Origin of the sequence: Pseudomonas sp. AM4(2022) (assembly GCF_036346515.1) — a bacterium.
Taxonomy (GTDB): Bacteria; Pseudomonadota; Gammaproteobacteria; order Pseudomonadales; family Pseudomonadaceae; genus Aquipseudomonas; species Aquipseudomonas paracarnis.
Window position 1 is genome coordinate 171,656 of record NZ_JAOTNW010000009.1, and the last position, 17,476, is coordinate 189,131.

Sequence of the window (17,476 nt, forward strand, 5' to 3'; positions counted from 1 at the left end):
GGGTCAATGAACGCCGTATGATATTAAATAATAATCATACCTATTCGCATTAGTCAAAAGCTGATCGCGAATTGACCGTCTCAGGAGAGGTGTTGTGAACAACGGAGCGTTCGCGTCCACGCAGCAATTTGAAAAGCTCTATGTCGACCATCACGGTTGGCTATGCAGCCTGTTGCGCCGCAAGTTGGGCAGCGCGGTCGATGCCGCTGATCTGGCTCACGATGTCTATCTCAATCTCATCAAGAAAGGCCGGGTTCCTTCCACCGAGGATTCTCGCGCCCACCTGACCCAAATCGCCAAAGGCATGGTGATCGATCTTTATCGCCGACGTCGTCTTGAGGCTCGCCATCTGGAGGCGCTCAAGTTGCAGGCCGAACTGTTGGTCCCGTCAGAGGAGCGACGTGCCCTCGTGAGTGAAGCGCTGGCTCAGATCGATGACGCATTGCGCCGCAAGCCAGCCAAAACCCGCCAAGCGCTGCTGCTGTGCAAGTTGCATGGCATGGGCCACCGCGACATTGCCTCCGAGTTGAAAGTGTCGGTGTCTTCCGTCGAGAAGTACATCGCGTCTGGCCTGCGAGCCTGCTACCCATTCGTGCCCGGGCTGGTGCCTGGCACCGCCTCATCGATTAATGAACGTCTCGATTGAGGATTTTGCGTTGCCGTTCGGAATACAAAGTACGCAGCGCATACCACTCAAACCTAAAGGAAGCCAGGTGGCCTTCAGGCTACCTGCAGTGGTTATTCAGGAGAACTCATGAGTGCTACAGATGAACCCGGCGTTGCCGGCACGGTATCTCAGATACTCAGACCCATACGTGGGCAACTGATAGTCGCGGCGGTATTGGCCGCCATCGGTACCATGCTGACGCTGGTGCCCCTGGCCGGTATGGCCCATATCGCACAGCTTGCAATGGCCCAAGATGAGGTGGCTACAGCCTGGAGCCAGATCCAGGATCAAGTCTGGCGGGTTGTCATCATCAGTCTGGCCTGCCTGTTTCTCGGGATGACCTTGATTTCGCTGGGCGAAATGGCCGCGCACCTGGCCGACAACCGCATCACCGGCCATTTGCGCCGGGCGATTACCCGCCGTCTGGCCAAGGTGCCATTGGGATGGTTTACCAGTCGGGCTTCCGGCGAGGTCAAGCAAGCGATGCAAGACGACATTGGCACGCTGCACAGCCTGACCGCGCACTTCTTTACCACCTTGGGCCGTACCATCGGCGCAATTCTTATTTCGGTTCTCTACCTATTCGTCATGGACTGGCGCATGGCGATTGTTTCGCTGTTGCCGTTCCCGCTGTTCTTCCTGTTTTTCTCCAGGGCCACCAAGGCCAGTGGGGCGAACATGCAGTCATTTGGCGCCGGCATGGCACGCATCAATAATGCAGTGGTTGAGTTCGTCAATGGCATTCCTGTGGTCAAGGCTTTCGGGGTTGAGGGCAAGGCCCATGGCAGCTACCGCAAGGCGGTTGATGGCTTCGCTGAGGCCTTTACCGACTTCACCCGCCCGCTGGTCAGCGCGATGGCCAACGCTCACGCGATGATTGCCCCGGTGGCGGTGCTCGGCGTAGTGCTGACGTTTGGAACCCTTTGGGTGAGTCTGGGTTGGATCACACCGGTAGACGTGTTGCCCTTTGCCTTGGTGGCGCCGGGAATCTGTGCGCCGCTGTTGCTGCTGAGCTACGTTACTCATGACTTGAACAATGCTACGGGCGCAGCGCAGCGCGTTCATACGCTGTTGCAAACGCCCGTGCTGGAAACCTTGGCAGCCGCCGCGCCAGCGTTGCCGGAAAATGCCGAAATACGTGTCGAGCAGCTCGGCTACAGCTACGACGGCCAGACCCCGGTGCTCAAGGACGTCAACTTCACCCTCAAGCCGGGCACGGTGACCGCGATTGTCGGTGCTTCGGGCTCCGGCAAGTCGACCCTGGCCCGCCTGTTGTTGCGCTTCTTCGACCCGAGTGAAGGGCGCATCACCTTGGGCGGCGTCGACCTCAGGCACATCGAGAGCGCGCAGTTGTACCGGCGCATCGGTTTTGTGCTGCAGGAAGTACGCCTTATCCATGCCAGCCTGCGCGACAACATCGCCCTGGGCCGCCCCTCGGCCAGTCAGCAGGAAATCGAAGACGCAGCCCGCACCGCCAATATCCATGAGCGCATCTGCGCCTTGCCACGAGGTTACGACTCGGTGATCGGTGAGGATGTTCAGCTTTCCGGCGGCGAGTTGCAGCGCGTGAGTATTGCCCGCGCCATATTGTTGGACCCGCCATTGCTGGTGCTCGACGAAGCCACGGCGGCGGCCGATGCCGAGAACGAGGTGAAGCTTCAACAAGCACTGTCGCGCTTCGCCCGGGGCCGAACCTTGATGGTCATCGCGCACCGCCTCGATACGGTGATGCATGCTGACCAAATCATCCTGATCGACAACGGCACGATTTGCGAGCAGGGACGCCACCACGAACTGCTCGCCCGCAACGGCCGCTACGCCCGACTGTGGGCGCTGGGCGGCTACGAACAGGCCAAGGAACAGGCGCTATCGTCATGCTGAAAACCTTTAGTCAACTGCTGGGCGAAGATGCCCGCGTATTGCGCCGCTACCTTTGGATGACGCTCGTCTACGGCCTGCTTTGCGGGCTGACGATTGTCACTCTGGTACCGGTGCTCACTCGTCTGCTGAGCGGTGATGTGCGCTCAGCAGGACAATGGCTGACTGCGCTCGTGATCGGGGTGCTGGTTTGCTGGGCCTTGCGACGGACGGTGGAGAAGGCGGGTATCCGCGTCGGTATCGCTGTTCTCCAGCGTGGTCGTCATCGGCTGGGCGACCATGTGGCGCGTTTGCCGGTCGGTTGGTTCAGCGCACAAAATACCGCACGACTGAGCCATTTGGCCTCCCAGGGCATGATGGAATTGGCTCAGCTTCCGGCCCACGTTTTCACGCCGTTGATCACAGGGGTGGTCACACCGGTTGTGATCCTTGCCGCGTTGTTCAACTTACATTGGCAAATGGGGTTGATCGCGCTACTGGCTTTACCCCTCTTGTTGGGTATCTTTGCGCTGACCGCTCATCTGGGGCAGCGCGCCGACCAACGCTTTCAGCACAGCGCCGCGCAGACCAGCCAGCGCATGGTCGAATTTGCCCAGGCACAATCGGTGCTGCGCGCCTTTAATGGCGAGGACGGCGGCACCCAATTTCTCGAGCAGGCCATCGGGCGCCAGCAGCAGTCTGCAAAGCGGCTGATCCACGTCTCGGCGATGTCGGTTGTGTTCAATGCCTGGGCGGTACAGGCCGGCTTCGCCGTCTTGCTGGTGGCTGCCACGCTATGGCTGGGTGATCAGTTGAGCGCAAGCCTGGCACCGTCTTCGGTCATCGCCGTGATCGTGTCGTTGCTGTTGGTCAGCCGCTTTATCGACCCGCTTCTGGAGGTCGCAGGTTATAGCGAAGTGCTACGTGGCGCGCGCGGTCAGCTTGATGCAGTGCGCGAAATCTTCGAGGTCGACCCTTTGCCGGAGCCGCAGGCCCCGCAAGCGCCGGTCGATGGATCGGTCGTATTGGAAAACGTGAGCTTTTGCTATGCCGAGGATCAGGCCGATGTGTTGCGTGATGTCAGCCTGCGTATCGAGCCCGGCAGCATGACGGCGCTGGTCGGTGCTTCTGGCTCGGGCAAGACCACCCTGGTGCGGCTGATTGCGCGCTTTTTCGATGTGACGCAAGGCCGCGTGATGGTGGGCGGTGTAGATGTTCGGCAGATGTCCAGTGGACAGCTGGCCGGTCAGATCAGCCAGATCTTTCAGGATGCTTACCTGTTTCAGGGCAGCATCGCCGACAACATTCGCATCGGTAAACCCGATGCCAGTCATGCCCAGGTGATGCAAGCAGCAACACAGGCTGGCGTCCTGGAGATCATCGAACGCTTGCCCCAAGGCCTGGACACGCCAGTAGGCGAGGGCGGTGCACGCCTGTCCGGGGGCGAGCGACAGCGAATCTCCATCGCCCGTGCGCTGATCAAGGAGGCGCCGATTTTGTTGGTCGATGAGGCCACCGCCGCTCTCGACGCTGAGAACCAAGCGGCGATCGCGCAAGCGTTGGCGCGTTTACGCGGCACGCGCACGCTGATCGTCATCGCGCACCAGCTGTCGACAGTGGTCATGGCCGACCAGATTCTAGTGCTCGATCACGGCCAGATCAGCGAGCAGGGCTCCCATGCGCAGTTGAATGCCAAGCCAGGGCTCTACGCGCACTTTCTCGCCCAACGCCAAGCCGCGAAAGGCTGGCGGATTGCTGGAGAATCAGACGGTGAGGGCGGTTCTTGAGCCGTGCAATCTTACTCTGCCTGTTTGCCGTGCTCTGTTGCCTTTCGTTGATGGTGGGGGTCAAAGAGGTTTCCTGGACGGCGCTGTTCACGTTATCCGATGACGCTTGGCTGACACTGACTGCCAGCCGCCTTCCGCGCCTGGCCGCCCTGATTCTCACGGGGGTGGGGCTGGCCGTGTGCGGCGTGATTCTGCAGCAGATCGTGCGCAACCGCTTCGTCGAACCGGCAACTTCCGGCGGGCTGGATGCAGCAAAGCTGGGCATTCTGATTTCATTGACGGTGGCCCCCGCCGTCGGTGCGGCCGGCCGCATGCTGTTTGCCTTGGCGTTTTGCTTTGCGGCGAGCCTGCTTTATGTCGCGATCATCCGTCGCATCAAGTTCAAGAACACCGTGATGGTTCCGGTCATCGGCCTGATGTACGGCAGCGTATTGAGCGCCATCGCCGAGTTCTACGCCTATCGTCACAATATCTTGCAGAGCATGCAGGGCTGGATGCTCGGAGACTTCTCGAAGATCGTCCAGGGCAATTACGAGATCATCTACCTGATCTTGCCGATAGTCGTGCTCACTTATCTGTTCGCGCACCGCTTTACTGTACTCGGCATGGGCGAGGGCATGGCCGGCAGCTTGGGCCTGAACTACACGGCAAATGCGGCGTTGGGGCTGATGCTGGTGGCGGTCACCGTTTCCGCCACGGTCATTACCGTAGGGGCCATTCCCTTTGTCGGGCTGGTTATTCCCAACCTGGTGGCGTTGCACTACGGCGAGAACCTGGAGCGAACATTGCCCATCGTCGCGTTGTGCGGCGCGTCGCTGTTGTTGGCGTGCGACATTCTCGGCCGCTTGTTGATCTATCCCTTCGAAGTGCCCATCGGTCTCACCGCGGGAAGCGTAGGCGGTGTGTTGTTCCTGGTGTTGCTGATCAGGAAATACGCATGAGGCGTGTGGCTACCCGCTATGGTCTATGGGCACTGGTGCTGGTCCTGGCGATAGGGTTCCTGTTGTTGGGCTCAGGCTTTGACTTCGAGTACGTCATTCCCAAGCGAATGACCCGTTTGGCCGCGATGGTTATTGCCGGAGTGTGCGTTGCTTATTCTTCGGTGATTTTCCAGACCCTTGCCGGCAACCGAATACTGACGCCGGCGATCATGGGGTATGAGGCAATCTACCTGTTGTTCCAGGCCTTGCTGATCCTGGTGCTGGGTACCCAGAGCCTGGTGCTGTTGGGGCGTAACGGTAACGTATTGTTGTCGATCCTATTGATGCTCGCTTATTCAGGGCTCATTCACCGTTGGCTGTTCCATGACGGACGCAACAACGTGTACCTGCTGCTCCTGCTTGGGCTGGTACTGAGCATGGTGATGGGCACCTTTACCCAGTTTATCCAACTGAAGATCAGCCCCGGCGAGTTCTCGATCTTCCAGGGTTTCAACTACGCCTCCTTTAATAAGGCGCAACCCACACAAGTGATCTATTCGGGGCTGCTGGTGGCGGCGGCGTGCTTTATCGCGCAAAGAAGCCTGCCGGTGCTCGATGTGTTGTCGCTGGGGCGTGACCAGGCGATTTCCCTGGGTGTCGATTTTCAACGCAGCGTGCGCCTGCAACTTGCGCTGATCGCGATTCTGGTGGCTGTCTCAACCAGTCTCGTCGGGCCGACGGCCTTCATGGGCGTGTTTGTGGCAAACATCACCTATGCGCTTGCCCGCACCGCCCGGCACCGGATTACATTGCCCATGAGTTGCGCCATTGCCATTGGCATTTTCATCGTCGCCCAGTACATGGTCGAGCAGATGTTCAACTACAACACCTCCGTCAGCATTCTCATCAACCTGGTGTGCGGCGGGTATTTCCTCGCGCTGATGATTCGAACCCGAGGCGCTTCATGATTTCCCTTCGTCACGTCTATAAGACCTACGGCACCAAGCACGTCCTGAGCGACGTCAGCGTTCAGTTCCCGCCAGGGCAGGTGACTTCGCTGATTGGGCCCAACGGGGCAGGCAAGACTACCTTGCTGATGTTGATCGCACGTCTGCTGGCGCCGACCCACGGCGAACTGCTGATTGGCGGGCGTAGCATTACGGATGTGCCCATCCGCGAATATGCCAAGCGCGTCGCCACCTTACGCCAGACACCCGATTTCAACCTGCGGCTGACCGTTGAAGACTTGGTGGCTTTCGGGCGTTTCCCTTATAGCCGAGGGGCGCTCACCGTCCAGGATCGCCACGCCATTGACGAAGCTATCGAGTTTCTGTCGTTGCAACCATTACGCCTTTCTTACATCGACGAACTGAGCGGCGGGCAGCGGCAAATGGCGTTCCTGGCAATGACCATTGCCCAGCAAACCGATTACCTGCTGTTGGACGAGCCGCTCAATAACCTCGACATGAAGCATGCCGTACAAATCATGCGTGCGCTGCGCCGCTTATGTGACGAACAAGGTCGCACCGTGATTCTGGTGGTGCATGACATCAACTTCGCGGCCAACTACTCCGATCATATCGTGGCCATGAAAAACGGCGCGGTGCACTTGCGCGGCCCGGTGGCGGAGGTTGTCACCGAGGCGCACCTGCGCGATCTCTTTGATTTGGACTTCGAGATTCTGCAGAGCGAGCAGGGGTTCGTCTGCAATTACTTCAACCCATCACTATCAAGGGAGCAGATATGAGTATTGGTAAGGCAAAAACAATCTGTGGGGCACTGCTGGCAGTCGCTGTGGCGGCAGGCCTGCAGGGGTGTGACAAACCCTCGGCACAGGCGTCCGCGCCAGTCGCTGCGCATACGCACTACGAGCCGATCAAGATCGAGCATCCACTGGGTAGCACGATGATCACCCAGCTCCCCCAACGTGTGGTGGCGTTCGATATGAGTGAACTCGATACACTCGACCAGCTGGACGCGCCAGTGGTAGGTATCGCCAAGGACTATGTCGCGAGTTTCCTTACCCAGTACCGTGACAATCCGAACATCATGGACGTGGGGTCCACCATCCAACCCAACCTTGAACGGTTGCATGCCCTCAAGCCCGACCTGATCCTGATCTCGCCACTGCAGGCGCAAAGTTACGCAGAACTGAGCCAGATCGCACCGACGCTCTATGACGATGTGGACCTGACCAACCAACACGGCAATCTCTTCGCCACCGCCAAGGATCACCTCATGACCCTGGGGCGTATTCTAGGCAAAGAAGCGTTGGCTCGTCAGAAGGTTGCGCAAATGGACGCCAAGGTTGAACAGACTCGGCGCGTCACCGATGGGCGCCCGGAGAAAGCGCTGATCGTTTTGCATAACAACGGCGCATTCACCTCCTATGGCGTGAAGTCGCGCTACGGTTTCATCTTCGACACCCTGGGCGTGAAACCCGCCAGCACCGACATCGAGGCTGGCTTACATGGCCAGCCCATCTCCAATGAATTCATCCAGCAGGCCGATCCCGACATTCTCTACGTGATCGACCGTACCGCAGTGATGGAACGGCGGCCGGCGCTGGACATGAAGAGCCTGGATAACCCGCTGCTGCGCAAGACCAAGGCTTGGACCAACGGACGTGTGATCTTTGTCGACGCCCAGACCTGGTACCTGTGTACCGTCAGTGCAACGTGCCTGGGTCGCATGGCCGACGAGGTGGTTCAAGGCTACAAGGGTTGACCCGCTGCGCTTGGGGTCGCAAGGGCGGGTGCCGTGCAGGCACTCGCCTTTATTTTCAAAAAACACAAATGCTAATGATTGTTATTGAGGGTTTTGCCTTCTGGTTCGGAAAGCCTAGTGAGCACATACACATTCTCCGAATCAAAAGGAATTCAGCATGTCGGAACGCTGTCGCCAACATCGCGCTACCCCTGATTCACCGCAGGTTGCGCAACGTTTTACTTTGAGTCATATGTTCACGGCTGTGCAGATGGCGCTGGTACTGGGGCTGACGGCGGCGCCCACCGCCGCGAGCGCTGCCCCGCAGACAGACACAAGCAGCACCAGCCTGGAATTGTCGGAAACGGTGGTGGAGGGCGTCATGGACCCCGCTACAGGTCTGCCGCCGGCTTATGCTGGCGGGCAGGTTGCCTCCGGCAGCCGCGTTGGGCTGTTGGGCAACAAGGATTTCATGGAGACGCCTTTCAATACCATCAGCTATACGGATGAATACATACAGAACCGTCAGGCGCAGGATATCGGCTCGGTGATCGGTGCGACCGACCCCTCGGTGTACGTGCCCACCAAACGCAGCAACTTTGAAACCTTTTTCATCCGCGGCTTCTACAGCAACGCCGATGACATCACCTTTAACGGCCTGGTCGGCATGGCGCCGAATATGCGCGGCTCTACCGAATTGGCGGAGCGCATCGAAGTGCTCAAGGGCCCTTCGGCGCTGCTCAACGGCATGCCGCCAAGCGGCAGTGTAGGTGGCAGCATCAATCTGGTACCCAAGCGCGCCGGCGACGAACCGTTGGCACGCTTGACCACCACTTATGAGTCCCGGGGCCTTGGGGGTGTGCACGCGGACCTGGGGCAACGTTTTGGTGATCAGAAGCAGTTTGGTGTGCGCTTTAACGGCGTTTATCGTGACGGCGATACCCCCGTGGATAATCAGCAACACAAAATGGCACTGTCTTCCCTCGGGCTGGATTGGCGTGGCGAGCGGGCTCGGATATCGCTCGATTTCTACAAACAGCGTGAACGCATTGACGGTCTCAACTACTTCGGGATCAACACAATTGCCCCCAACGTCACCCACTTGCCAAGCCCCAAGAAGGGCGATTATGCGTTGGCACCCAAGTGGGCCTACACCATCAACAACACCACTACCACGATGGTGCGGGGCGAATACGACCTGACGGATTCGCTTACTGCCTACGCGGCGTGGGGGCAGCGCGATGGTGGTTACAACGCGATGATCAACTCAAGCACCCTGGTGAACAATGTGGGTGGCATCAGCTCTTCGGCCATTCGTTCGATTCGCAGTGGCACCCAGCAATCGGGTGAGGTCGGGTTGAAGGGCAAATTCCAGACGGGCCCCGTGGATCATGCCTGGACCATCGCCGCGACCCGTTTCACCTCCGACAACAGTTTCAAGGACGCGAGAGCCGCCATCCCCGGCACCACAAATTACGACAACCTCGACTTTGGCAACGCGCCGACCTTCCCGGGCTATGGTGCAACCACCTCGCAAACCAGGGCCAACCTGGGCAGCTATGCGATTGCCGATACGCTGTCCTTCGCCGAAGGCCGTGTGCAATGGACCGTAGGCGCCCGTCGTCAGCGCGTGCAAAACACCACCGACGCCTTCGGCCCCAGGGCTTCCAAAACCAGCTATGACGAAAGCCGTGTCTCGCCGGCCACCGCACTTCTGGTCAAGGTGACGGATGACGTGTCGCTCTATGCCAACTACATCGAGGGCCTCAGTCAAGGCGCGTCGGCCCCTGACTCGGCAGAGAACGCAGGCGCGGTCATGCAGCCATACCAGACCAAGCAATACGAACTGGGTGCCAAGGTAGACCTGGGCTCTTTCGCCCATACCGTCAGCCTGTTCCAGATTGAGAAGCCCAGTGCCTTTACCGATCCGCTCACCAATGTCTTCGGCGTCTACGGCGAGCAACAAAACCGTGGCGTGGAATGGTCGTTCTTTGGCGAGCTGCAACCAAGATTGCGCCTGATGGGCGGTGCGACCTATACCCAGGCAGAAATGACCAAGGTGGTCACAGGTGGTGTTAAAGACAAGCAAGTGACCGGCGTACCCAAGGTGATTGCCAAGCTTGGCACGGAGTATGACCTCCTCGACGTCCCTGGGCTGACCCTGACCGGCAACATCAACCATACGGGCAAACAATACGCGACGAACGATCATCGGGTGTCGCTGGACTCGTACACCACCTACGATGTGGGGGCCCGCTATGCCTTCAAGGTCGAGACCAAGCCTGTGACCTTGCGCGCCACCGTGCAGAACGTCACCAATAAGGCGTACTGGCTCGGTTCGTGGAACGGCGGCGATGGCAGCGGCCTTTCCGGCGGCTTGGGCGCGCCGCGCACGGTATTGCTCTCGGGTACGGTAGATTTCTGAGGGTTTGCAAGTCCAAAAGCACTGGACCCTGGCGAGGAATGCCAAGCCAGCGTTCATACAGGCTGAGCGCTTCCTCGCTGGCAGAGTTCGTAAACACGAAAGTCTCCCAACATACGGAATCCGCGCCACGTTTTCGAATGCGTCAAATCGTGGCGCAGTTCTTAAGCTAAACGTTTGTCTTGAGGGACCCCTGAATATTGTGAAGCGCATACGAAAGCTCGTGCTCTACCTCGTGAAGTCCCTGGTTCCACTTTTCGCTATGCGGACTCGTATCGGTCCTCATTCGAAAGTTTGCGGACGTGCTTCTGACGGCTGGGCCAAAGAAGAACTGCTCCAAGTCCGTTTTTGGTACTTTTCTGCGCGATAGCGTTTCGTGCTTGGCCGCGTCTTTGATCTCATCCTTCAGCTTGGTGAGCCGAACCTTTAGAGGGTCGATGCTGTTCGACGAGAGGCGTGATTTATCGGAAGCGTCATCGACGAGGCTCCGTGCTTCGTCATGCCATCGTTGTAGTTCGGTGATAATGGCTAGGGCCTCATTTCGGTCAAATTCCATTTTTTTCTCCGTCTTGCATCGGGTAGGTGTGCCGCAGGTGAGTGCGGCACGGGTGCATCACTCTGCCGTGGCAAGCGCAGCTTGGATCTTGTCAGCGTACTGCGACAGTTTGCTCAGCTCAGTCTCAAGGCTGGTTCCCGTGGAGTCGGTGGCGATACGACTTTGAATCAGCTCCAAGGCTGCACCAACGGCGACACCACGCTGCGCCGCGGGAATCAATTTGCGGTAAGAGTTTTCGCCAACTTTCGAGATCGCTTCGATAGACATCTTCTTTCCTTAACACGGTTGATTGGGTACTACGCCATTACTAATGGAGTCACGTGCTCGACCAATCAAGGGCCTGAGACAATTTATGACAACCAAGCAACCCGACTGGGAGCCAATCGAGCGTGCCTACCGGGCCGGTCTGCTTTCTATTCGCGAGATCGCATCAACCCAAGGCATCCCTCACGGAGCAATCAATAAGCGCGCCAAGCGGGATGCATGCCCAAACCTAGCGGCATGGTGGAGGCTGAAAAGTTCGACGGCGCCGGCAACAAGTACCTTTACGAGAACTACACGAACCGGGCCCAGTACGAGCACTGGGTGCGCGACTCGCTGCGGTCGATGATGGGCCTGGTTTCCCGGTTGATTCCGGAGATCGAGCTGCCCGGCGGACTGAAGGGGCTGGAAGACAACGCAACGGCAGACGGCTTCGGCCTGAAGCAGTTGTTCTTCCGCATGGTGCGCCAGGCCATTTCCCATGGTCGGGTGCCGCTGGTGGTGAACATCGATGACCGCGGCGAGCCCTATTTCTCGACGTACGCCACCCGCAACGCGATCAACTGGGATACCGCTGATCAAGGCGGCCGACAAGATCTGGTCCTCTCGGTGTTCCGCGAGTTTCGCAAGAAGGGCGGCGATCGCTACAGCCATGACTGCGACACGGTGTTCCGTGAATTCTTCATGCTCAACGAGGTCTGCTACACCGCCGTGCGTAATGAAGGCGGTGAGCTGGTCGAGGATGAGAAGCCACTGGGCACAACCGGTACCGACAATCGTCTCGTCAAGGGACTGCCGTACTTGCCGGTGATCTACTGCGGTTCGACCGACAACTCCCCGGATGTCGATGAGGTGCCGCTTCTGACCATGGCGCGGGCCGCGTTGAAGTCCTAGGCGTGTTCACCGTTCGCTTACCTGGCATGATCGGACTCGCCTGATCCTCAGGCACAAAGACGCAAATCAACCAACATGACGCGGCATGGCCGCAGGAGTGGGTATGCAAAAGAGTGATCAGTTCAGCCTGGTAATCGCTTGGCGCTCAATACTAGGGAGCAAGCCCAATCGCGAGCCAGTCGAAATTGATGTTCAAGACGGGCGCGCTGAGTACTTACTCAGCGGCCCTTATCGGATGGCCGAAGGATCCAAGATCGAAGTCATTGATGGCAAAGCTCTTTGGACTGGGGGGCGAATCAAATCTACATGATGTGCCCGAATACCCTGGAGAAGCGTCCGTCGCCGCTGTAGTTGATATCCTCTGCCTGGATCAGGGAAAAATCGGTACCGACTTTACACAGAGCATCGAAAATTGTTGTGAAATCGTTCTCTGAGCGAAAGGTGCTCACTCCCAGACCGATCTTAACGCCTTCCAATGCGAAATCATCGCAAGCTCCAGCAAGATTTAGGTTTTCCGAGATTAGAACGTATGGGAATTGCGTTTGGCCTGGTCGCATCGTGATTCTCCTTCTTTATCCGCGCCGATATTGGCGCAACCCAGTCCTTGGGCTTGCAGGCGAAGGACTGGGGCAAAATTCGCGCCTTATCAGTCTGCTTCAGGGGTTTCGGAGGAGTCGATAATTAGACGGTTAGCGTTCTCATCAAACGTTACAGCTCTGTCTTCTCTTTCCAGCCATTCGGTGAGCGGCTCAACGAACTCGATATCTGATTCCCGAATACGGTAGCGAGTTACAAGAATATTGGAATCTGCATCGTTGGCGATCTCCATTTTTATAGACTGGTACAGCTCCCTAAAACGCTCGTTCTTTTTCCCGGCCTCAGCCCTTGCTCGTGTGTCCTCAGCATCGTCGTCGAACATTTCTTGCGTCCTTTAAAGTGTTATTTTTCATTGGTGCAGTCTTGCGCAGGCACAAAGCTACTACGCTAGGCTTCAGCCCGGTTACTGGAATTCTATCCATACTGGATACCTGGCCAGTTAGAGGGTATTCTGAAGACACCTACGTACTCGGAATACGCTCATGGGCGAAATTGCAGGGAAGCTGTTGCCAGTTTTGCAGGCGTTGATGCCTGGTTTTTTGGCTACAATTGTCTTTTACTGGTTAGCCGACGCGAAGAAGCCAGGCCAGTTCGAGCAAGTTATTCAAGCGCTGATATGCACTGCGCTCATTACATTTGTTGTGGATCTCATATCGGAGATGTTGAGATGGGTGGGGCAATGGCATTCGTTCGGTCAATGGACAACGAATGTTGCCACCACTTGGTCACTAGCATTGGCAGTTGTCTTTGGTCTTTGTCTAGCTTACTTATCGCAACATGATTTGCTCTATAAATTCGCTAGGCGAATCGGGCTCACATCTCGGGCATCCGTGGGTGAGTGGCGATACGCTTTTCTTCGATTCCCAGATCGCGGAATTGTGTTGAATTTCAAAGATGGACGAAGACTCATGGGCTATCCACTAGCGTGGCCAGCTGAACCCGAAGAGGGGCACTTTTTAATGGAGTTTCCGACTTGGCTTGTCGATGATGAAGCTCAGCCTCAGGAAGGAGTGACATTCCTGATGGTTTCAAACAGTGATGTGCAATGGGTTGAATTTCTGGAACCACAGGGGAATGTGAAATGAATGACCAAAAAAGCGGTCGCCCAATGATCTTGGAGCGCAAGCACGTTAACGACGGGATGAATGTTAATCCTGAGCGAACGAGAAGCGTGTTGCCGCCACAACCACCCAAAGCACCGCCGCCTGCACCCGCGCCCAAAAAAGACTGATCCACCTAAAGCCCAGCCCCGTGCTGGGCTTTTTGTATCTACTCCGCAGTGCTACAGTCCCGTCAAACCAAAGAGGGAATGACATAGGGATTTTGATAGCTGCGGTGGTAGTTTCGGAGCGTTAAGATGGGGTTCGCAGCAACACTCTGGGAGTGGTATGGGCAGGGGGAGTACAGACGGGTACTCGCCGCTTGTGAAGCGTTTCCGGCTCTGGAGTTCTTGGCGATGAGTGCAGATGAGCAGCGAGAAACAATTCCGGACTGCCCTGCATGCGAAGCCTGTTCCATGTCAATGTTACCGTTGAACGAGACCTTGGCGGTTTGTAGCAATGCTTTGCCAAGTGAAGTAGAACGCGGTCTCCAAAACCTCTGGCAACTATGTGATGGCCTATCTGAAGAAGCTTTCCGTTGTGGCGACCGGTCGATATTCGATCATCAAGATTGGCAGTCTATTCGTGATGCCGCTACAGATATGCTCCGGATGATGGAGGGTCTGGAGATGAGCCCTTATCTGGATGATTTGACGGTTGATTGCCATAACGAGGTAAACGGAAATCGGCAGTTTCATGATCCGTTGAACGTTCGGTAGACTTCGGAGGTGGGTTGGATGGTCCGGCCTATCGCCAGGTCTGGAATTTATGGGCACAAGCGCATCTCATGTACGAAACCCCGCACGTCCGGTTATGGTCACGTTAGCGGTCATCTACTGCCTAGCTATCGCAGTAAAAATCGCCTACTGGCTCGTCAGCGAAGGATGGGGTATGGCCTGGATGGGTGATTTTCCGATGATCATGCTGATCCCGCCAGGACTGGCCTGCATCTTATTGGTTGCGGGCAGCCTGCTCTTCTGGGGGCGCAGCGCAAAATCCTCGTGGTTCCTATTGGGTTCATTGCTTTTCGGGCTGATGCTGATTCCGCTCACGCTGCCAGAAGTTTTCCGTGGGCCGGCCCAGTACATGCAAGTTGCCAGGTTCGCGCTGCCGGAAATCTTACAAGCTGTTTTGCTGATTGCCGTTTGGGTCTACAGTCTGCGCCTGCGCCGAACCGGCTACTTTAAGTAGGACGCGAAGGCTAAGCCCTCAGTGCTACCGTCCAACAAAACTAAAGAGGGAACGACATGCGGATTTTGGTAGTAGGTACGGCACTAGTGGCGCTTGCGGCGTATTCAGGCATAGCGCTCGCCGCAAAACCATCCGATGAAACGCTGAGTTACTGTACTTCTGTTTCAGAAATGGCCGGTTCAGTCATGAAGAATCGCCAGAACGAAGTATCGATGGCAAAAATGATGAAGGCCACTGCTGGAGACCCGTCTGTCGATGCGCTCGGGGCGGAAGTCATCAAGGATGCCTACAGCACTTCGGCCTTCCGCACGGAGGAAAACCAAAAAAGGGCGGTAAGCGAATTTGAAAATAAATGGTTTTTTATATGCCTGAAGGCGAAAGACAAATGAGAGCATTGAATTTCTCGAGAAGATTGACTCGGGTCGCCATAATTTGCATATCAATGGCGATGCTGGCGGGGTGTACAACACCTGGCGACCTAAAGTCGGGAAAAGCCACCATCAGCGCGTCTTCGAGTAAGGAGCCTAAGCAATACGCACTTTGCGTCCTGCCAAAATGGCAGGATGCTCGCTCGGGCGCCACGATGACTGAAACTGCAAGCGGTTACAGGCTCATCGTGGCGACCGACTCGACGGCTGAGGAGCTTCTTGAGGTAAATCGCTCACCGAAAGGCAGCAGCGTTGCACTTTATCAGCGGTTGTCTTGGGCACCCGGTTACGGCCGATCAGCCATTGAAAAGGCAGTTCGCGACTGCCTTTAACGAACAACCGCATCGAGCCGCCTACGGGCGGCATTTTATTGCCCGGAGAAAACCATGGCAGCGCTCGCAATCGAATACCAGCCACTCACTACCATCCTTCTTTTCGGTCAATTACGCCAGTTTGGTCGATCCTTCAGGCTATCGGTGAGAACCACGGCAGAGGCAATTAAGGCACTTTGCGTGCAAGTTCCTGGCTTCGAGCGCTTCTTGTCGAATGCTAAGTCCCGAGGGATCGAGTTCGCGGTGTTTAGGGGGAAAAATAATATTGGAGAGGGTGAGCTCTCTTTTGGCGGAGAGGGAGACATCCGTATTGCCCCAGTGATTACTGGTAGCAAGCGAGCGGGGATTCTCCAGACGATTGTTGGTGTAGTCCTGCTCGCTATTTCGTACGTGTTCCCGGTCACTGCGCCGTATCTGGCGCCGGCAGGCATCGGCCTTGTCGCTGGTGATGTTATCCAGATGCTCAGCCCGCAGGCCGGCGGCCTCAAGACCAGCGCTGCGCCCGAGAACACCCCCGGCTACGCATTCGGCAGCGCCAGGAACACCACGGCATCGGGTAACCCGGTACCGCTTTGCTACGGCGAGCGCCGGGTGGGCGGGGCAATCATCAGCGCCGCGATCTATGCCGAAGGCCAGATGTAACCGACATTCGCAGCAACGCAGCCGCCCACGAGGCGGTTTTTTATTGCCTGGAGAAAAAGATGGGCGACGACAGCAAGATCGACATCCACGGCGCCAAGGGCGGCGAAGAGAAACCAAAAACGCCGACAGAAGCCCCGGACAGTCTGCGCTCGGTTGCCGTCGCCAAAATGCTGATCGCCGTGGGCGAGGGTGAATTCGAAGGGACGCCAACGGCCAGGGACATCTACCTCGACAACACTCCGCTGCAAGACCCCCAGGGCAACATGAACTTCCCGAACGTGAAGTGGGAGTGGCGCACCGGGGCCGTGGACCAGACCTATATCCGGGTGATACCGTCGGTCGAGAACGAGACTACCATTAGCACCGAGCTGCGCAGCGGCACACCCTGGGTTAGGGCAATCAATAACACCCAGCTTTCCGCCGTGCGTGTGCGTTTCGCCTGGCCTGCGCTCCAGTCCGTGGACGCCGGGGGCAACATCAATGGGTACCGGATAGAATACAAGGTTGAACTGGCCACGGATGGCGGCGCCTACCAGCAGGTGCTGAGCGAAGCTGTCGATGGCAAGTCCACCAGCGTGTACGAGCGCACGCGCCGTATCGACTTCCCGTCATCAGCAAGTCATTCATCTGCACCAGGCCGGCGATATTCGTCCGCGCTCGACGCAGCATGCGCTCGGTCTCCACCAGCTCATCAACGAGGATTGAGCATTGGTGCTGGTACATCTCCAGAGGAGTGGGGCAGCCGAGCCAATCATCGGTGTCCATGTCAACGGTCATAGCGTGAATCTCAAATGCTGTATGCGCATACAGTAATCAAGGTTTTGACATGGCGCGATTTGAGGCGACGAACTGTAGGGTGCTTTGGGTTTGGTGTTCGTTCGGCAGGACGCCGGGGGTGGGAATTGCGGAGCGACTTCTAAAGTTGCGGAGCAAAAAAGATAAAGGCCTGCCAGGTTTCCCTGGCAAGCCCTTGATATCTATGGTGCCCGAACCCGGAATCGAACCGGGACGCCCTTACGAGCGGGGGATTTTAAGTCCCATGCGTCTACCAGTTTCGCCATTCGGGCGGTAGCGCGGTGTAACAGGGTTGGGAATATATAGATCCAGCCGCTTCAG

General features: G+C 57.2%; 17 protein-coding genes, 1 tRNA gene and 1 pseudogene. 15 read left to right on the forward strand and 4 right to left on the reverse strand.

What is annotated here, in order from left to right; translation table 11 throughout:
* The first annotated feature begins 94 nt into the window (after positions 1-94).
* The 8 genes from ODQ19_RS14700 (at position 95) to ODQ19_RS14735 (ending at position 10,362) form a co-directional block, all read left to right on the forward strand.
* Positions 95-646: a sigma-70 family RNA polymerase sigma factor gene (locus ODQ19_RS14700; protein WP_116666118.1), complete on the forward strand. Its 552-nt coding sequence runs from the start codon at positions 95-97 to the stop codon at positions 644-646.
* A 108-nt stretch (positions 647-754) separates the two neighbouring features.
* Positions 755-2,548, forward strand: a complete 1,794-nt coding sequence (locus tag ODQ19_RS14705) for an ABC transporter ATP-binding protein (protein ID WP_330210450.1) — start codon at positions 755-757, stop codon at positions 2,546-2,548.
* The gene (locus ODQ19_RS14710; protein WP_330210451.1) at positions 2,542-4,311 is read left to right on the forward strand and encodes an ABC transporter ATP-binding protein; all 1,770 of its coding nucleotides are present in this window, start codon (positions 2,542-2,544) and stop codon (positions 4,309-4,311) included. Before ODQ19_RS14705 ends, ODQ19_RS14710 begins: the two co-directional genes overlap by 7 nt.
* Positions 4,308-5,252, forward strand: coding sequence for an ABC transporter permease (locus ODQ19_RS14715; RefSeq protein WP_330210452.1), 945 nt, complete (start codon positions 4,308-4,310; stop codon positions 5,250-5,252). Before ODQ19_RS14710 ends, ODQ19_RS14715 begins: the two co-directional genes overlap by 4 nt.
* On the forward strand, positions 5,249-6,199 hold the full coding sequence (locus ODQ19_RS14720) for an iron chelate uptake ABC transporter family permease subunit (RefSeq protein ID WP_330210453.1): 951 nt from the start codon (positions 5,249-5,251) through the stop codon (positions 6,197-6,199). Before ODQ19_RS14715 ends, ODQ19_RS14720 begins: the two co-directional genes overlap by 4 nt.
* Positions 6,196-6,978, forward strand: a complete 783-nt coding sequence (locus ODQ19_RS14725) for an iron ABC transporter ATP-binding protein (protein WP_330210454.1) — start codon at positions 6,196-6,198, stop codon at positions 6,976-6,978. The genes ODQ19_RS14720 and ODQ19_RS14725 overlap by 4 nt, the downstream gene beginning before the upstream one ends.
* Positions 6,975-7,958 (forward strand): siderophore ABC transporter substrate-binding protein, encoded by a 984-nt coding sequence (locus tag ODQ19_RS14730; protein WP_330210455.1) that lies wholly within the window; start codon positions 6,975-6,977, stop codon positions 7,956-7,958. The genes ODQ19_RS14725 and ODQ19_RS14730 overlap by 4 nt, the downstream gene beginning before the upstream one ends.
* Before the next feature lie 157 nt (positions 7,959-8,115).
* Positions 8,116-10,362, forward strand: coding sequence for a TonB-dependent receptor (locus ODQ19_RS14735; RefSeq protein ID WP_330210456.1), 2,247 nt, complete (start codon positions 8,116-8,118; stop codon positions 10,360-10,362).
* Between the two features lie 610 nt (positions 10,363-10,972).
* Here the strand turns inward: ODQ19_RS14735 and ODQ19_RS14740 are convergent.
* Entirely contained in the window at positions 10,973-11,182 is a 210-nt protein-coding gene (locus tag ODQ19_RS14740; RefSeq protein WP_330210457.1) for a hypothetical protein, read from the reverse strand.
* A gap of 216 nt (positions 11,183-11,398) precedes the next feature.
* On the opposite strand from ODQ19_RS14740, the gene ODQ19_RS14745 reads away from it, so the two are divergent.
* Positions 11,399-12,070, forward strand: a complete 672-nt coding sequence (locus tag ODQ19_RS14745) for a hypothetical protein (RefSeq protein WP_330210521.1) — start codon at positions 11,399-11,401, stop codon at positions 12,068-12,070.
* A gap of 302 nt (positions 12,071-12,372) precedes the next feature.
* On the opposite strand, the gene ODQ19_RS14750 is transcribed toward ODQ19_RS14745, so the two are convergent.
* Positions 12,373-12,627, reverse strand: a complete 255-nt coding sequence (locus ODQ19_RS14750; RefSeq protein WP_330210458.1) for a hypothetical protein — start codon at positions 12,625-12,627, stop codon at positions 12,373-12,375.
* Positions 12,628-12,716: 89 nt separating this feature from the next.
* The gene (locus ODQ19_RS14755) at positions 12,717-12,989 is read right to left on the reverse strand and encodes a hypothetical protein (protein WP_330210459.1); all 273 of its coding nucleotides are present in this window, start codon (positions 12,987-12,989) and stop codon (positions 12,717-12,719) included.
* 160 nt (positions 12,990-13,149) lie between these two features.
* Between ODQ19_RS14755 and ODQ19_RS14760 the strand changes: the two genes are divergently transcribed.
* The 6 genes and pseudogenes from ODQ19_RS14760 to gpJ all read left to right on the forward strand — a co-directional run.
* On the forward strand, positions 13,150-13,752 hold the full coding sequence (locus tag ODQ19_RS14760; protein ID WP_330210460.1) for a DUF6338 family protein: 603 nt from the start codon (positions 13,150-13,152) through the stop codon (positions 13,750-13,752).
* 371 nt (positions 13,753-14,123) lie between these two features.
* On the forward strand, positions 14,124-14,486 hold the full coding sequence (locus ODQ19_RS14765) for a hypothetical protein (RefSeq protein ID WP_330210461.1): 363 nt from the start codon (positions 14,124-14,126) through the stop codon (positions 14,484-14,486).
* A 94-nt stretch (positions 14,487-14,580) separates the two neighbouring features.
* Entirely contained in the window at positions 14,581-14,958 is a 378-nt protein-coding gene (locus ODQ19_RS14770) for a hypothetical protein (RefSeq protein WP_330210462.1), read from the forward strand.
* Between the two features lie 56 nt (positions 14,959-15,014).
* Entirely contained in the window at positions 15,015-15,347 is a 333-nt protein-coding gene (locus ODQ19_RS14775) for a hypothetical protein (protein WP_330210463.1), read from the forward strand.
* Positions 15,348-15,772: 425 nt separating this feature from the next.
* Positions 15,773-16,360, forward strand: coding sequence for a tail assembly protein (locus ODQ19_RS14780; protein ID WP_330210464.1), 588 nt, complete (start codon positions 15,773-15,775; stop codon positions 16,358-16,360).
* A gap of 59 nt (positions 16,361-16,419) precedes the next feature.
* Positions 16,420-16,980, forward strand: a pseudogene (gene gpJ / locus ODQ19_RS14785) (TipJ family phage tail tip protein); the annotation flags it as partial.
* 360 nt (positions 16,981-17,340) lie between these two features.
* Here the strand turns inward: gpJ and ODQ19_RS14790 are convergent.
* Positions 17,341-17,427: transfer RNA gene (locus tag ODQ19_RS14790), tRNA-Leu, on the reverse strand.
* Positions 17,428-17,476: the final 49 nt, after the last annotated feature.